12 protein-coding genes are annotated in these 16,626 nt (G+C 36.8%); 4 read left to right on the forward strand and 8 right to left on the reverse strand.

Annotated features, from left to right (window positions below; all coding sequences use genetic code 11):
• The first annotated feature begins 5 nt into the window (after nucleotides 1-5).
• Nucleotides 6-2,423 (forward strand): fused MFS/spermidine synthase, encoded by a 2,418-nt coding sequence (locus FHG85_RS10555; RefSeq protein WP_173075669.1) that lies wholly within the window; start codon nucleotides 6-8, stop codon nucleotides 2,421-2,423.
• Between the two features lie 4 nt (nucleotides 2,424-2,427).
• Nucleotides 2,428-3,552, forward strand: a complete 1,125-nt coding sequence (gene amrS, locus FHG85_RS10560; RefSeq protein ID WP_246249206.1) for an AmmeMemoRadiSam system radical SAM enzyme — start codon at nucleotides 2,428-2,430, stop codon at nucleotides 3,550-3,552.
• A 592-nt stretch (nucleotides 3,553-4,144) separates the two neighbouring features.
• Here the strand turns inward: amrS and FHG85_RS10565 are convergent.
• The 8 genes from FHG85_RS10565 to FHG85_RS10600 all read right to left on the reverse strand — a co-directional run bounded on the left by FHG85_RS10565 (nucleotide 4,145) and on the right by FHG85_RS10600 (nucleotide 13,898).
• Nucleotides 4,145-5,320 (reverse strand): acyloxyacyl hydrolase, encoded by a 1,176-nt coding sequence (locus tag FHG85_RS10565; protein ID WP_173075671.1) that lies wholly within the window; start codon nucleotides 5,318-5,320, stop codon nucleotides 4,145-4,147.
• The gene (locus FHG85_RS10570; protein ID WP_173075673.1) at nucleotides 5,317-8,343 is read right to left on the reverse strand and encodes an efflux RND transporter permease subunit; all 3,027 of its coding nucleotides are present in this window, start codon (nucleotides 8,341-8,343) and stop codon (nucleotides 5,317-5,319) included. The genes FHG85_RS10565 and FHG85_RS10570 overlap by 4 nt, the downstream gene beginning before the upstream one ends.
• Nucleotides 8,344-8,345: 2 nt before the next feature.
• Nucleotides 8,346-9,251, reverse strand: coding sequence for an efflux RND transporter periplasmic adaptor subunit (locus FHG85_RS10575; protein WP_173075676.1), 906 nt, complete (start codon nucleotides 9,249-9,251; stop codon nucleotides 8,346-8,348).
• Nucleotides 9,252-9,261: 10 nt separating this feature from the next.
• A complete protein-coding gene (locus tag FHG85_RS10580) occupies nucleotides 9,262-10,545 on the reverse strand; it encodes a TolC family protein (protein ID WP_173075678.1) in 1,284 nt (427 codons plus the stop codon).
• A gap of 70 nt (nucleotides 10,546-10,615) precedes the next feature.
• Nucleotides 10,616-11,074, reverse strand: a complete 459-nt coding sequence (locus tag FHG85_RS10585; RefSeq protein WP_173075686.1) for a PepSY-like domain-containing protein — start codon at nucleotides 11,072-11,074, stop codon at nucleotides 10,616-10,618.
• 88 nt (nucleotides 11,075-11,162) lie between these two features.
• The gene (locus FHG85_RS10590; protein WP_173075688.1) at nucleotides 11,163-11,903 is read right to left on the reverse strand and encodes a phosphatase PAP2 family protein; all 741 of its coding nucleotides are present in this window, start codon (nucleotides 11,901-11,903) and stop codon (nucleotides 11,163-11,165) included.
• A 56-nt stretch (nucleotides 11,904-11,959) separates the two neighbouring features.
• Nucleotides 11,960-13,228, reverse strand: a complete 1,269-nt coding sequence (locus FHG85_RS10595) for a sensor histidine kinase (RefSeq protein ID WP_173075690.1) — start codon at nucleotides 13,226-13,228, stop codon at nucleotides 11,960-11,962.
• Complete coding sequence (locus tag FHG85_RS10600; RefSeq protein WP_173075692.1) at nucleotides 13,221-13,898, reverse strand: response regulator transcription factor; 678 nt, start codon at nucleotides 13,896-13,898, stop codon at nucleotides 13,221-13,223. Before FHG85_RS10600 ends, FHG85_RS10595 begins: the two co-directional genes overlap by 8 nt.
• A 753-nt stretch (nucleotides 13,899-14,651) precedes the next feature.
• Here FHG85_RS10600 and FHG85_RS10605 point away from each other — a divergent pair.
• Together FHG85_RS10605 and groL are read left to right on the forward strand one after the other, a co-directional pair.
• Nucleotides 14,652-14,930, forward strand: a complete 279-nt coding sequence (locus FHG85_RS10605; protein ID WP_173075694.1) for a co-chaperone GroES — start codon at nucleotides 14,652-14,654, stop codon at nucleotides 14,928-14,930.
• A 35-nt stretch (nucleotides 14,931-14,965) separates the two neighbouring features.
• The gene (gene groL / locus FHG85_RS10610) at nucleotides 14,966-16,600 is read left to right on the forward strand and encodes a chaperonin GroEL (protein ID WP_173075696.1); all 1,635 of its coding nucleotides are present in this window, start codon (nucleotides 14,966-14,968) and stop codon (nucleotides 16,598-16,600) included.
• Nucleotides 16,601-16,626: the final 26 nt, after the last annotated feature.

Here is a 16,626-nt window from a genome sequence, read left to right on the forward strand (position 1 = left end):
AGCTCATGAATTCACCATACTTTTTAATACCCATTTCCGTAGCCATAACACTTTTCTACCTGCTTGGCCGCATCCTTGTTCAGGCAGGGATTACTTCAACTACTACCCATCGAAAATTCTGGAATTTCATTCTACTTTTTGTATTCTTAGGATGCTCAGTACTTGGCATCCTGCTAACAGTAAACATCAACTACAAGTTAGAATGGGATTTTATTAAAACATTACTGGCATGGCATGTTCAACTTGGTATTGCTATGAGTGTTATTGCTCTTATCCATACGCTTTGGCACAGCAACTACTTCAGCAAGTATTTGTCGATTAAACGATTTAAAACTTTCAGGAACGAAAGACATAACAAAAATCAACCCATAATTGCTGCCTTTACCCTTGGAGTGCTCTCCGTTTCCTTGCAGGTTCTTTTAATCCGACAGTTCACTAAGGTTTTTCAAGGAAACGAATTTCTAATTACCTGGACAATTGGCATCTGGATGATTTTATCGGGCGTAGGTGCATACCTTGGTAGCCGATCAACCAGCAACACAAATGAAACCAACAAGTTAGCTGTAAACGCCTTATGGTTCATGTATTTTTCAGCAGTCTTATTCATCTTTCTATCAGGTGAAATCAAACAAACCTTTTTCCCATCGGGAGTGCTAATCCCACCTCACTACATAATTCTTATGGTAACGCTAATGATGGCCACAACAGCTATCCCATCGGGCTTAACATATGCGTTACTTTCCAATCAGGTTAAATCAAAATACCCAACCATTTATGCATTCGAAGCATTGGGAAGCCTACTTGGCGGACTCTTACTTTCGCTTGTTATCATTTGGTTTTTAAACACATACCTGGCAGCAATTTCAATTGGAGTCATCGCAGGTATCATTCTAGCTTACCCCTATAACAAAGCAGGAAGAATAATAATTCCTGTCGTAATTTTAGCCATAGGTGTTAGTATAAAAATATTTAATGCTGATATTTATGCTGAATCAATCCTCCTGCCAGGACAAAACATACTATCGGTAAGCGACTCACCATACGGCAGCCTTACGGTTACTGGCTCCGAGGATCAAATTAACTTTTTTGAAAATGGTTTGTTGCTTTTTAGCACGCAAAACACCATCTACTGCGAGGAAACCATCCACTACATCATGGCACAACGACCAAATCCCCAAAAAGTGCTACTGATCTCTGGCGGATACACTGGACTAATTTCTGAACTTGAAAAGTACAGTCATGCTGAAATTGATTACATTGAGCCCAACCCGCACATATTAAAACTTAGCCAAAGGTTTTGCAGACAACCTTCTTTACAGAATGTCAATATAATAAAAGGAAATGCTCGAAATTATCTGCGAAAATCAAAAAGCAGCTACGACATAGCCATAATTGCCTCCGCAGAGCCAACATCGATTGCACAGAACCAGCACTTCACGCTTGAATTTCTCAAGTTAGCTAAAAAATACCTAAAACCTTCAGGCGTTATAGGCTTTAACCTTAACGGTATTGGTAACTATCCATCGGCACCAAAGCTTAGAGCCTATACTTCGATTGTAGTTACGCTTAAAAAGGTTTTTAAACACGTTGAAGTTATAACTGGTGAGCGAGACTACCTTCTTGCTTCCGACAGCGCCTTAAGAATCGACATAGCTCAGCTTCTTACCGAGCGCCACATAGGCGACTCAAATCTATATGTTCGTCCCGATTACATTAACGACGAGCATATAGCTAAGCGAAACCAGTTCTTTCATGAACAAACAGTCACCCCCCAAAAGTTGAATACCGACAACCATCCCTGGCCAATACTGCAGAGCACAATTGGCTACCTATCGATGTTTGGCAATAGGTTATGGCTTCTGTTTTCAATCGGGTTGGGAGTGCTAATCATCCCAATCGCTTTTCTAAAAAAGAGCACTCGCTCAATGTATGTAATAGGTTTTGCAGGATCAGCCATTCAAACACTTTATCTGCTCACTCTACAAGTTGGTGCTGGTATCCTTTATGGAGCACTAGGCGCCATGATAGCAATATTCATGGGAGGTTTGGCAGGTGGTTCCTTATTGCATGATAGATCAAAGAAAGTTAACCCCCTCCATTCAAAGCTCCTTCTTATAGTTTCATTCATCCTTCTCATTTCACTATGGCAATTTATGCTAGGAATCCCCATTTGGTTGACAATAGCAATACTCTGTTTAGGAACACTTATGGCATCATTTGCCGTTGGCTACCTTTATGTTAACATCACAGGCAATGACGTGTCCGAACTTCAACCAGCAAAAACATATGCTGCCGACCTTTTAGGTTCGGCTACTGGCGTTGTAATTGTTACCCTATTGCTTGTCCCCTCTGTGGGATTCATTGCCACTGCAACCATTTTGGTTATTAGTGTAAGTTTATACTTGGTACTAAGCAAACTTTAAGGCCATGAAAAAGATATCGCGGCGCGAATTTTTAAAACGCAGCCTTTTTACAGCAGGAGGCATAATGGCATTACGATATTTTAGCATACCAGCTTTTGCTTTCAACGACAAACCATGGCGTTGGAGTCGTGAGGCTATGTTCTACACTCCTACTGCACGAGGCATGCGTTGCAACCTCTGCCCAAATGAGTGCAATATCCGTCCAGGTGAAACAGGTGACTGTAGGAATCGCTTAAACCATAATGGTAAGCTCTATAGCATTGCCTATGGTAATCCCTGTGCTGTTCATATCGACCCAATTGAGAAGAAACCGCTTTACCATTACCTACCTGGAAGCAAGTCATTCTCAATAGCAACTGCTGGTTGCAATTTTGGATGCTTGAACTGTCAGAACTGGGAGATTTCGCAGTCGAGCCCCAAGGAAACACGCAATGCCGAACTTTTCCCAGAACAGGTTGTTCAGCAAGCCATCCGTAATGGCTGCAAGAGCATCGCTTACACCTACTCGGAACCCATCACCTTTTATGAGTACATGTACGAAACTGCCAGAATAGCCAATGCCCATGGAATTGGTAACGTTCTAGTATCAAATGGCTACATAAATGAGGAACCGCTTCGGAAGCTAGCCCAGAGAATTGATGCCGCCAATATCGACCTAAAATCGTTTAGCAACGATATCTACCTTAAACTAAACGCCGGAACATTAGAACCGGTTCTTAACACACTACGCATCCTACTCGAGATGAACGTTTGGATTGAAATAACAAATCTAGTTATCCCCACCTGGACCGATGATTTTGCTATGATAAGGAAGATGTGCCAATGGCTTGCAAACAACGGGTTCACAGAGTTCCCATTGCACTTTAGCAGGTTTTTCCCGCTCTATAAGCTAACGCAGCTTCCTCAAACGCCAACATCAACACTAATAAAAGCAAGGGAAATTGCACAATCGTGCGGACTAAAACATGTTTATATCGGCAATGCAGCCCTTCCAAGTGCGGGTGACACCCTTTGCCCGGCTTGCGGAAAGACAGTGATAGAACGTAAGGGCTTTAACGTCACTATTACTAACCTAAAAGATGGCAAGTGTAAATGGTGTGGTAGGGCTATTAATGGAAGATGGGGGTAATGCTACATGTCGTTAATTATAGGTTTGACTTAACTAATTAACTTGAAAAAAACTACTACTTGAAACCAACACTATGCATTTTGTAAGGCTGACAGGAATAAGCCCGCGCCTTTGCCAATTATGCAAAACCTAACGGATGGTTGTTGTCAGGGAACTACCCAAGATAAGGTCCCCGGCATGGAACCCGTTGAGAAAATTATCACAATCATAATCAACTACCAGATTTGCGCTTTCGGCGCTACAGGGAAAGGTATGACCAAAAGCCAATAAAAAGGGCAAAAAAGCAGTGCATAAACACCAACTTGTTTGTGCCAGAGACGCAAAAAAGCATAAAAACCTGCAATAAGTCAAATGGTCTCGATCTGTTTACTTCCTGAAAAATCAAAAACCTCCGATAAGTACATAACTTCGAGCCAGGCGGGTGTAGTTCAACACCGACTCATCGCTGGGTCGTGCCGACCGCTCAGAGTCATATTTATTGTGCAGTCGCACTTTTTCTTCAATCAGGGCTGGCAATGCATACTCTTTTGCAGTTTCTGGTCTGAGCGTTGGCTTGTGCAAATTGCAAATGTGTATGCCTTATACGGTGGTTTTATTTCCACTTAATACTATAACCAATATTCCATTCTACAAAGTCTGAAACATGAAAATCATAACCTCGCAGTGTTATCCCAACAAGAAAGTCTTCGGTAAAGTGATATTTTAGGCCGATTCTTTGATGAAATACCGGTGTTTGACTTACTAATTTTTTGCGGTAAGTGTAGAATGCTGGTTGTAAAATTAAGGAAAAACGGTTTACAACAAACTCATAGGATGGAAAAATACTAATTTGTATTTTATCGGTAAACAAGCCATCCTTAACCTCTAACTCATTATTATCAACAGCAACCTGAGCATTCACCGAACCATTATATGTAAACGCCATTCCAATACCAAATTTAGACTTTCTCCAGATATGCCAGTTTAAGGTTGTAGTTATCCCTGCAACAGGGAAGGTTATCCCCTCATATTTTTCTTTGATATCAACAGCTACAGAATCAAATATTACGTTTGTTCCACCAATAAATGTGGAAATAATCCATTCTTTTTCCGGCTGAAATTCTGAGATTTTGTGTTTAATAAAATCATGTCTTTCGTCAAAATTGTATTTTATACTGATTTTAGGAGCCACAGTATTTAATCCAAAATTAGGTTTTTTTAGAGCACCATTAGAAAAATGAGTTAATGAAAAGCCTGTTTCAACCTCAAAATGTTCAGTTAATTCATAATGTAAATTTAAACCAGCATCTATATAGAAAGATTCTCCTGCACCAATTGCAATATTGCTGCTGTTAGTTACGGGGTCAAAACGTTTCCAATTAAACGTTGCCCCGAAACCAATTTCATAATTAAAACTTAACCTATCCCATCTTTTGAAAGGAGCATCAAAGAATCCATATAAAGCAATTGGATTTCCTATTTCTTCGGGGTTGTAGAAATCATAAACAGATAAACCTATACCCCAATGTGGATAATTATAAATTTGCTCCCAAGCGTTTTTTCCATATGATTGCTGTGAGAATCGGATTGAAAATGTTTGAAAGGCATTTATTAATTCCTTCTCCGCATTGCCACCTCTTACAAAATCATTTGTAGGAAATACATACCCATTTTGATACAGACCACTGATTGAGTAATTATTTGTTGTTTTAAGTAGAGATGTATCCACTGATTGAGCTAATGAAAGCAAGGGCAAGATACACAAAAGCACAAAAATATACTTCCTCATTCTTTATTAATATTTGGTGTAATTTTTACAAACTTATATATGAGTGTCGGAAGTACGATTAGTAATAAAGGCAAACCGAAAATGAAGCCACCAATAACTGCTATAGCCAAAGGTTGATGCATTTGCGCACCGGTTCCTATTCCTAATGCCAATGGTGTCAATGCAACAATTGCACTAATAGCGGTCATTAATTTGGGACGTAATCTTGCCGAAATTGAATGAATAATCGCCACATCAGTAGACATTTTTTTCGCATCGTCCAAAAACAAATAGATAGTAAAAATGGAGGCTTCCCCAAGAATTCCAATAATCATAATTATTCCTGTATAGCTGCCAACATTTAATGGTGTTTGAGTTAGGTATAATGCCAAAACGCTACCTGAAATTCCTAAAACACTTGTAAATATTACAATTATCGAAAGTAGCAAATTGCGAAACATAAAAAGCACCACAGTGAATATGAGCATACCTCCAAGAATTAGTATCATCAAAAGCTCATTGAATGATTTTTGCTGTTCAGCAAAGGAACCACCATATTCAATCTGATAAGATGGTGGAAGGTCGATTTTCGACAATTCACTTTTAATATCTTTCATTACGCTCCCTAAGTCCCTGTTATTAAGTCGGGCAGTAACAACACCCATTGTTTGGAGGTTTTCCCTTTCAATTTCAGCTACTCCATTTAATATTGTAAAATCTGCAAAAGTGGACAATGGAAAGTAATCACCTGACAAGGTGCATATTTTCAAGTCTTTAATGGCTTCAATAGGAGTCTTGTAATTTTCAGGAAACAATACATTGATATCTGTCAATTGTTCTTTTTCAAGAATAGAACCTGAAATAGTCCCTTGTAAATAGGTTTGGATTTGGTTTTGCAAATCACTGTCTGACAAGCCAAACTGTTTTAAGATGGATTCTTTTGGATGAATACTAAACATAGGACCCGCAATTACAACCCCATCAAAAACATCAGCTGTGCCCTGTATTTGTTCCACTTTTGATGCAACTTGCCGTGATATTTCTTTTAGTTTTTCGTGATTTGTACCAAATATTTTAATTTCAATTGGCTGTACACTACTCATTAAATCACCCAACATATCGCCAATTACTTGTCCAAAATCTACGGTTAAAGCAGGTACGGACGATTCTACCTTTTTTCTGATAATATCTGATACTTGTTCGGTAGTGAGCTTCCTATTGTTTTTTAATTCAATTAAATAATCACCTCTGTTGGGCTCGGTTATAAAAAAGCCCATTTGTGTACCAGTTCTGCGTGAATAAGTTTTTACTTCAGGGATTCCATCTAAAATTTCATCCACTGCATTCAGCATCCTGTCAGTTTCTTCCAGAGAAGTTCCGGGTGGACTATTGTAATCCAGGACAATTGAACCTTCGTCCATTTGTGGTAAAAAACCCGTTTCTAATTTTGGAAGAATCAGATAAGTGCTTAATCCAATAAGACCAATAAACACATAGCTGATTAATGGCTTTTCAATAAAAAAACGCACCCATTTTCGTTCTTGTACTGTGTGTACCTTTATCGTCTTATTTTTCTTTCCGGAAAACAATAAATAAATTACCGGAAGACCTATCCATGTTACAAAAAATGAAACAGTAAGTGTAATAATCATTGTTTCGGTCAATATCTTGAAATATGCACCTGCTACGCCTGTCATTAATACAAAAGGAAGAAAAATAACGATTGTGCTTAATGATGAACTAACCATGGCAGGGAATAAAAATTGAATAGCTTTTCCTACTAACTCATTCGGAGCTTCCTTCGGATTTTCTTCGTGTGTCCTGTGAATCTGCTCTATCACAATCACAGCATCATCAATTATTAATCCTATGGCTGCGGCAATAGCTCCAATTGTCATAATGTTTAAATCATATCCCAGTGCTTTAATCAAAATAAAGGTGAGACTCAGAGTAATAGGAATAGTTACAAATAAAACACTACTGGCTTTAATGGATTTTAGGAAAATAATTACCACAATAATGGCAAGTAAAAGTCCAATCCACAGCACATCAATAATACTTTTTAAACTATTCCGCACAAAATCTGCCTGATTGTAATATTGCTTTAATTCAACTCCACTTGGGAGTGTTTTATTGAGTTCTGTAATTCGTTGGGTAACCTGATTGGCTACATCAATTAAATTGCTTTTAGGTTGTTTTAAAATGGCAATAAGCGGCACATTTTTTCCGTCAGCTTTAATTTTTATAAATTCAATTTTTTCAGCAATCTGAACTGTGGCAATATCCTGAATGGTAATTTTTCTTTTTGAATCGTTAAAAACGACTAAATTCTCCAAAGCTTTTTTGTTTTTAATTGAAGCGTCAGTTACCGTTAAATAAAGCCTTCTGTAGTCAATTACATAGCCATTAGATTTAATAAAATCAGACTGTTGAATGGCGTTGATAATTTGTTGAGGATTTAATTTTAGAAGGCTTAGCTTTTGTTGGTCTAATAGGACTTGATATTCTTTTGTTTTACCACCTATAACCTCTACCGCTGCAACACCTTCGATTCTTGATAAGTAGGGCTTCACAATATATTCGCCTATCATTTTTAGTTCTACTTGATTCTTGTTGTCGGATTGCAATGAATACCCCATAATAGGCAAAATGGAGGGATTCATTTTTTCAACAGTTATATTTACATTAGGTGGTAAATCGTTTTTAATTTGTGCTATTCTCGATTCTATTTGCTGCTTGTCAATATCAATATCGGAGCCCCAATCCATAAATGCTGAGATCTCGCAACTCCCCATACTCGTAGTACTACGAATCAGCTTTAGGTTTTCGACCCGTTTTATTGTGTTTTCTAAAGGTTTGGTAACTGTTACCATCATTTTATCAACGGGTTGTTGCCCGTTTTCAGCAATAATTTTGATTTTCGGAAATGTTACGTTCGGGAATAGGGATGTACCCAAATTTTTATAAGTATACGCACCTCCTATTAAAATAAGCAATAAGATAAGGGCAACAGGACTCTTGTATTTAAAAAATAATTTATTCATCCTTAGTTCATTTTAATCTTAGTACTGTCAGGAAGTTCGTATCCACCTGTAACTATAATCTCATCTGATATATTTAGTAAAGGGTTTAATATTTCAATTTTGCCATCAGTTTCAATTCCTTTTATAATAGGCACTTTAATAGCTAAAGAATCTAAGGTAACTTTCATTATCCAAAATTTATCCTGTGTTTCATTTGTCAATACAGCATCTTTAGGCAATAATAGGCTTTCCCTTTTTTTATTGATAGAAAATGTTACCAGTACGTTCAGGTTTTCGGGCAGTGTGGTTTGTTTTTTTAGTTTAAAGTAAATCTGTTGTGTTTGTGAAATGGGGTCAACCAATGGAATTGCTTTATAGAAAACAGCATGAAGCACTTCTTTATTTGGCAATTCAATTACAATATCTTGCCTATTATCAAGGATGCTGGCGTATTCAAAGGGAGCATTTACCTGAATGATTAAATCCGTATTTTTTACGATTGTTGCCATCGCATTTCCTTCAGATATAAAAACATTCGCATCGGTTACATTAAGGGTATTTATAAAACCCGAAACGCTTGCAAAAACCGGAATAACACCAAACTGATTAGGCACTGACACATCAGAATTTTGCAGGGCCTTGCTCTCTTTTGTTTGTATTTTAAACAAAAGTTCATCTTTTACAACCCAGTTTCCAACTCCTGTATTTACCTCAGTAATATAACCTGAAATGGGAGCTGTAATAGTGGTTTTATTCAGATAAATAACTTGCCCGTTCAATTGTTTACTTTCTTGAATATTTCCACGAACAGGATGAATAGTGCTAACAGAAGGGCATGGAGACGTATCATTTGTGGTTTCTTTTTGATTGCACGAAATCAGAAATACCAAAGCAACAAATAGGATGGTGGATTTTAGTATTTTCTTCATTTAAGTATTTTTAAAGATTCCAATAATTGTAGGAGTTAATTAAAATTTCTTTAGCCATCAACGTATTTGTTTTTATTTGCTGTTTCATTGAGATTTCCCTAATGAGTGTTTTTAGTTCCAACACAGAAATCAAACCTTGATTAATTTCAATTTTATACAATTCAAGAAGATTGTTGTATTCTGATAGTTGCTTGTCAATTAAACGAAGTTGCTTGTCCAAATTGGTTATTTGGCTTAGAATGTTCTTTTTCCTTATATCGTTTTGGTTTTCAAAGTATTTTCGGTCTGTTTCAATATTTGATAACTGAATTATTGTTTTTTCATCATTCGTTTTTCGTTGATGCCCGTCAAACAAATTCCATTTTAAAAATACCCCAACACTAAATCCCAAACGATTTAGAGCAGGCTGGTAAGTGGCATTTAGCCCGGCATCTCCAAAAACTCCGACTTGTGGCAAATATTTAAGGTTGAATATTTTTTGTTCAACTATCAGAGTTAAACTGTCAAATTTGAACTGAGAAGCAAATAACGAAGATGTTTGAGTTGGAGAATTTAAAACCAAATTTACTTCGTCCAATCGAACTAAAGTTGAATCATTGATGCCACATAGTAATTTAAGGGAATTAAAATTATCGAGGTATGAGCCGTTAAGACGTTCTTCTTCAATCTGATCATTTTCTAATTCAATTTCCAATAATTTTAAATCAATCAGTTTATAAATTCCCGCATTTACAAGCGCTTTCATTTGTTGTATTTGCTCCTCCAAAACCTGAATGGTATTTCGGATATTTTCTTTCTGCTTTTGAGACTGGACACAGAGTATATATTGATGCGTTACAACTTGTTTTAATTCAGCTTTCGTTAATTCTGTCAAACTTAAATTTCGTTCCTGTAAAATATCTGTTTTGTTTTGCTGTGCAGCAATATACTTATGCGTAAATAAGGGTTGATTTATGGAAATTATTGCCTGAAACTGACCGCCATTAGTTGCTCCTAAATCATATCCCAAATATTCAGAGCTACCCGAAGAAACCCATTCTAATTTATTGGTATTACCATCTTTAGAAATAATTGGTAAAAAAATGGCATTGCTGTTTAGATTTATATTTGGGGCTTTGTAAATAGCGTTGAATTGCTTTAAATCTAAATCAATTATTCTTTTATTATTTTCCTGTTTTTGCAATAAAGGGCTGTTTTGCTCTGCGAGTTCAATATAGTTTTGCAGACTATTTTGAGAAAATGCTACCGTACAAAAACAACTTGCTACTGCTAATATTATGATGTTTATTTTCATTACTTATACACAAATGAAATAAAAAGAGGAGACTTGTTTTAAGTCTCCCTTTTAACTTTAACAATTATTATTAGTCATTATCTTCTTCGTCTTCTTTTTTTACTTCTTTTTTTACCACTTTTCCATCAGGCGTAATGGCAACCTCCATTTTTGTTTCACCTTTTTCTAAAGCAAATTCATAGACTTTCCCATCTGTTGTTTCAGATATCTCAGCTTCTTCTAAGTCGTAACCTGCAAACTCATTATCTAAAGTTTGCTTCACTGCCTGGGGAATTTCTGATTTTTCTATTTCATATTCTGTTTCCATCCATTTTCCATCAGAGCTAAAATTTGCAGAATATTCCTTGCCATTCATTTTAAATTCTGCTTCCCACTCTGTTTCGTTTTCTTTGTCCCATTTAACTTTTTGGGCAGTAGGGAATTTTTGTTCAAAAGCAGTTTTTATTTTTGCGGGAACATCTTTTTTTTGTCCGCAGGCTGAAAAACTGAAAACAGCCAGAATCATTGAAATAAGAATTAAGTTTTTCATCGTATTAAATATTAAGTGAATATAAATTTCACTGTAAAGGTGTAATTTGATTTTGAAGGAATTTTGAATTTTAAGGAGTGAATTAATTTTAAAAATTATAGGCAAAATAGAAACCGTAATTATCACTTCCTATTTGTGGTACGAAGGTGATATTTTTCGTTTTCGTGAAAGGGTTAAAGTTTTTGAACGGCTCAAAATGATAGACCAATTCTGCTGAAATAATTCCGATACCTGCACCAATAAGTACATCGGAAATCCAGTGTGCATTATTAATCATTCGAAACGAACCTGTCGTTACAGCAAAAGCATAACCACTATAAGCTAAAGCAGGTGCAGTTTCGTGGAACTCGTTATACAAAACACAAGCATTTGTAAATGCTAATGTTGTGTGCCCAGATGGAAAAGAGTGAAACCCGCCGTTTGGGCGTTCTTTTTGTGTAATTATTTTTAGACTATGGGTTATCGTTGATGAAATCAGGTTGGCAATTAACAAATATTTAGTTTGGTCGAACCAATGATTCCTGGCTTTTATACCCCAAAAATCTGCGGTGTACATTTCTACAATAGGAGCATATTGAAGATAATCGTCAATGGGAAAATGAAAGTCGTTGCCAACTTTGTTGCGCAAGTTGGTTTGAAAATTCTTCTCAAAAATGCTGTTATTTACGATTATACCAAGTCCTATCAGGGAAGCAGGAACTATACTTTTTTTGAGCAACGAAACCGATTTAATACTATCGTTATTTGAAGCATTTAATGTTTGTCCTTTAGCTTTGCAAATAGAGAGCAGAAAGGTTAATACAATTAACAGGTTTATGGAAATCCTCATTTTGCCTTTTTTGAATTTTAGGCAAAAGAATTACTCAATATTGAAGAAATTTTGAATTACTTGAATTGTACGGAGAAAGTGTGTTTGTTATCTGAAAAAGAATAAGCAATACTCCAATTATTTAAATCTGCTATTTTCTTCACTATCGCTAAACCTAATCCATTGCCTTGCACAGATTCATTTGATTTTGAAAAGCGATTAAACAATTTTTCGGGTGGCAATTCTTCGGCTTTTCCTGTATTTGTAATAATTAGTTCTTTTTTGGCAAGCCTGATGATTATTGCTCCGTATTGTACATTATGACTGATGGAATTTAACAATAAGTTGTTAAGCATTATTTCGGTTAAGCCTTTATTGGAGCTTATATTAAAATCAGTTTTAAAATCAGTTTTAATTTCAATGGATTTTTGTTTTGCCTGTTCTATAAAAAAGTCTAATTGCTTTTCAATTAGTTCCTTCATTGAGAATGTTTCGGGCTCACTAAAATAATGTTTATCAATTTTTGAGAGCAATAATAAATTTTTATTTAACCTATTTAGTCTTGAAATAGTATCGCTGACCGAATTAAGTATTTCCCATTGCCCTTGGGTTACATCAGTACGTTGAATAAGCGTATCAATTTTTGCTTTAAAAATGGCAATAGGTGTTTGCAGTTCGTGGGCTGCATTTTCAACAAATTCACGCTGGTTATTGTAGATAATCAAGTTTCTTTCAATCAATTTTTCAATACTTTTATTCAGCCGGTCGAATTCCTCAATATCAGAATTAATAAAATCAGGTTTACTGTGTTTATCTATTTCAAAAGTTTCAATTTGTTGCAAGGTTTGGTAAAAAGGTTTCCATAAACGTGTGGATATAATCTTATTTATGAAGTAAATTCCTGAAAATAGCAGAACAAGAATCATTGCAAAAAGGAGAGCAATGGTAAAAATCAAATCTTGCGATTCCAATAAATTCGTTTTAACCAAAAGCGTATAGGGCTTTCCCTCAATGCAAACAGGGGCTTTTAAAACTCGATATGGCTGATCCTCATTTTCAATTGGATTAAAATATGATGCATTAAACAACGTATCAGATTTTAATCCGATCGAATTTTGTATTTCAATGTTGTTATTAAACCGATTCCAACTTGGAATGTCGTTTACCTTTATTTCCGAAACCGAATTATTTAAAAAATCTGCCTTGGTAAGCAATAGAGATTCATCAATTTCACTCAAATAAAGTCTATTGACAAGGAAAGAAAATAGTGGTGCTGCAATTACAAAAAGCAGGATTGAAATGTAGAAGTATATCCTTTGTGTTCTATCAAGTAATTTTTTATTCATTTTGCCATTTGTAACCTAAGCCATATACCGTTTTGATGTAATTTCTACTTCCGGCGCTTATTAGTTTCCTTTTAAGATTTTTAATATGAGCATACACAAAATCGTGGTTATCCAACATGTCTGCCATATCTCCCGAAAGGTGTTCTGCAATAGCACCCTTTGATAACACTCTGTTTTTATTTCCAACAAGAAATAGCAATAAATCAATTTCCTTTTTGGTTAGCTCAATTTCTCGATTATTGACTTTTACAACTTTCGAGAGTGTGTCAATTTCTATTTCGTTAAAGATAATTTTATTATTTCCATGGAATTGTTTTCGTCTGATCAAGGCTTGTATTCTTACCAACAACTCTGACAAATGAAATGGTTTTATCAGGTAATCATCAGCACCCAGATTGAATCCTTCAATTCTGGTTTCCAAAGTTTCCTTGGCAGATATAATGATAACTCCATCTGTTTTATCCAGCTTTTTTAGTTCCGTCAACAAGTCAAATCCATCACCATCAGGCAACATTAGGTCAAGTAAAATGCAATCGTAATTATAGATAGCAATTTTATCTACTGCTGACGAAAAGTTTTCAGCCCATTCACACACAAAGTCGTTACTATTCAAATAATCTTGAATGCTTTTTGCTAAATCTATTTCATCTTCAACTAGTAACAGTTTCATACTGCAAATTTACTTTTCAATTTTGAATAATTTTTGAACTTGGCGTTGGCTAAAAATTAGCTCTTTTATTTTTTAATGTGCTGGCTTTCGTGTCGGGAAAAACCAAATCCCGAAGAATCGGGACAAGTTGTGCTGTTTACGCGTAGGCTCTCTTTTACAGTTTGCTACTCAACTCATTTATATACGCTACTCTATTTCGCTTTATTTCCATTATTGGATGTATTCACGCTATAAAATAGCGTTTTATCTCTTAAATCAAATGTAAGAAAAAAATTATAAATCATCAATCGGCAATTTGTTTTTGCGGACCTTTTAAGTTTACACTGGGGTTAAATTAGGCTGGGCATATTCACATGTAACCGAATTGGATTATATGCAACTAAAACCAACCCTTTCGGCAATAGTTTTTTTTAGGTATACCAAGCACTTATACACCAGCGTGTAACCGTTTTTACCATCATAGCAATGTCATATTGTGGGATCCCAGTTATAACATCTAACTACCTAATTGTCAATTCCAATAAAAAAAACATTGATATGACTTGACCATAATTTAAAACGTATGCAAAGACAACGGGAATGACAGAAAAAAGCCCCACCGCTGCCATTCCTGCCACAAATGCTGGAATCCTGACAGGCGCATGTCAGTTTTAACCTGCAAAAAAGTCAGTTTTAAGTTTTGGCACAGGTTATGATAAATACCTAACGTAAAAATTCAGAAAAAAAGTTTTAACCTAAAAATTATAAAAAGCTATGTCGAACGTAAAGGTGAAACCACTGGCCGATAGAGTGCTGGTAGAGCCCATGGAGGCCGAAGAGAAGACTTCAAGCGGAATCTACATTCCTGACACCGCCAAGGAAAAACCACAAAAAGGAACTATCATTGCTGTTGGTCCTGGTACCAAGGACATCACCATGGAAGTAAAAGAAGGCGATGTTGTGCTCTATGGCAAGTATGCCGGTACTGAAATTACCATCGACGGTAAGGATTACCTTATCATGAAACAATCCGACATCTTGGCTGTTATCTAATCGTCAAAGTGTAAACAATTAAAAAACAATAAACTATGTCATCAAAAGTATTAACCTTCGACATTGAAGCTCGCGACAAGCTCAAAAGAGGAGTTGACCAACTAGCAAATGCTGTTAAAGTAACCCTTGGTCCTAAAGGTCGCAATGTTGTTATTGAGAAGAAATTTGGATCGCAACAAGTAACCAAGGATGGTGTTTCTGTTGCTAAAGAGATAGAGCTACCCGATCCACTAGAGAATGTAGGTGCTCAAATGGTTAAGGAGGTTGCCTCTAAAACCGCCGATAATGCTGGTGACGGTACAACTACTGCAACCGTTTTAGCACAAGCAATTGTTAACGTTGGTTTGAAGAACGTTACTGCTGGCGCTAATCCAATGGATCTAAAGCGCGGTATCGACAAAGCTGTTGCTAAGGTAGTTGAACACCTAAAAAAGCAATCGGTATCGGTTGGCGACGATTACCTAAAGATTGAGCAGGTTGCTACCATCTCTGCTAACAACGATAATGAGATTGGTAAACTCATTGCTGAGGCAATGAAGAAGGTGAAGAAAGAAGGTGTTATCACCGTTGAGGAAGCTAAAGGTATTGAAACAACCGTTGAGGTTGTTGAAGGTATGCAATTCGACCGTGGTTACATCTCACCATACTTCATCACCGACCCCGACAAGATGGAGGCAGTATTGGAGAATCCTCTCATCCTAATTACCGATCGTAAGATCTCAACCATGAAGGATCTCCTACCCATTCTTGAGCCTGTAGCTCAAAATGGTCGTTCACTCCTTATCATTGCCGAGGATGTAGAAGGCGAAGCTCTTGCAACACTTGTAGTTAACAAGCTTCGCGGTTCGCTTAAGATTGCTGCAGTAAAAGCTCCTGGCTTTGGCGACCGTCGTAAGGAGATGCTTGAGGATATCGCTATTCTAACCGGTGGTGTGGTAATTAGCGAAGAGAAAGGCTTACGCCTCGACGGTGCTAAGATGGATATGCTAGGTAGCGCTGAAAAAGTAACCATCGACAAGGAGAATACTACCATTGTAAACGGTGGTGGTAAGAAAGATGCTATCGACAAGCGTGTTGCTCAAATCCGCACCCAAATTGAGAACACAACATCCGATTACGATCGTGAAAAGTTACAAGAGCGTTTAGCTAAACTAGCTGGTGGTGTTGCTGTACTATATGTTGGTGCTGCCACCGAAACCGAAATGAAGGAGAAAAAAGACCGTGTTGACGATGCTCTAAGCGCTACCCGTGCTGCTGTAGAAGAAGGTATCGTTCCTGGTGGTGGTGTTGCTTATATCCGTGCTATTGAGGCTCTCGAAGACCTAAAGGGCCAAAACGAAGACGAAACCACTGGTATCCAAATTGTTAAACGCGCCATCGAAGAACCTTTACGTCAAATTGTAACTAATGCTGGCCTTGAAGGTTCTGTTATCGTTCAGAAGGTTAAAGAAGGTAAAGGTGACTTTGGATACAACGCTCAAGCCGATAAGTTTGAGAACCTATTCCAAAGCGGAGTTATTGACCCAACCAAGGTTACCCGTGTAGCCCTAGAGAATGCCGCTTCAATAGCAGGTTTAGTTCTAACTACCGAATGTGTAATCACTGAGAAGAAAGAAGATAAACCTGCACCTATGGCTAATCCAGGAATGGGCGGAATGGATATGATGTAAAAGACGCATCATAAATATGCCGACGG

It is taken from the genome of Tenuifilum thalassicum, from assembly GCF_013265555.1.
GTDB lineage: Bacteria > Bacteroidota > Bacteroidia > Bacteroidales > Tenuifilaceae > Tenuifilum > Tenuifilum thalassicum.

Excerpts from the sequence above, each read along its gene's own strand:
- amrS (WP_246249206.1), top strand. The coding sequence starts at position 2,428 with ATGAAAAAGATATCGCGGCGCGAATTTTTAAAACGCAGCCTTTTTACA.
- FHG85_RS10580 (WP_173075678.1), bottom strand. The coding sequence starts at position 10,545 with ATGAAAATAAACATCATAATATTAGCAGTAGCAAGTTGTTTTTGTACG.
- groL (WP_173075696.1), top strand. The coding sequence starts at position 14,966 with ATGTCATCAAAAGTATTAACCTTCGACATTGAAGCTCGCGACAAGCTC.
- FHG85_RS10595 (WP_173075690.1), bottom strand. The coding sequence starts at position 13,228 with ATGAATAAAAAATTACTTGATAGAACACAAAGGATATACTTCTACATT.
- FHG85_RS10570 (WP_173075673.1), bottom strand. The coding sequence starts at position 8,343 with ATGAATAAATTATTTTTTAAATACAAGAGTCCTGTTGCCCTTATCTTA.
- FHG85_RS10605 (WP_173075694.1), top strand. The coding sequence starts at position 14,652 with ATGTCGAACGTAAAGGTGAAACCACTGGCCGATAGAGTGCTGGTAGAG.
- FHG85_RS10585 (WP_173075686.1), bottom strand. The coding sequence starts at position 11,074 with ATGAAAAACTTAATTCTTATTTCAATGATTCTGGCTGTTTTCAGTTTT.
- FHG85_RS10590 (WP_173075688.1), bottom strand. The coding sequence starts at position 11,903 with ATGAGGATTTCCATAAACCTGTTAATTGTATTAACCTTTCTGCTCTCT.
- FHG85_RS10555 (WP_173075669.1), top strand. The coding sequence starts at position 6 with ATGAATTCACCATACTTTTTAATACCCATTTCCGTAGCCATAACACTT.
- FHG85_RS10575 (WP_173075676.1), bottom strand. The coding sequence starts at position 9,251 with ATGAAGAAAATACTAAAATCCACCATCCTATTTGTTGCTTTGGTATTT.
- FHG85_RS10600 (WP_173075692.1), bottom strand. The coding sequence starts at position 13,898 with ATGAAACTGTTACTAGTTGAAGATGAAATAGATTTAGCAAAAAGCATT.
- FHG85_RS10565 (WP_173075671.1), bottom strand. The coding sequence starts at position 5,320 with ATGAGGAAGTATATTTTTGTGCTTTTGTGTATCTTGCCCTTGCTTTCA.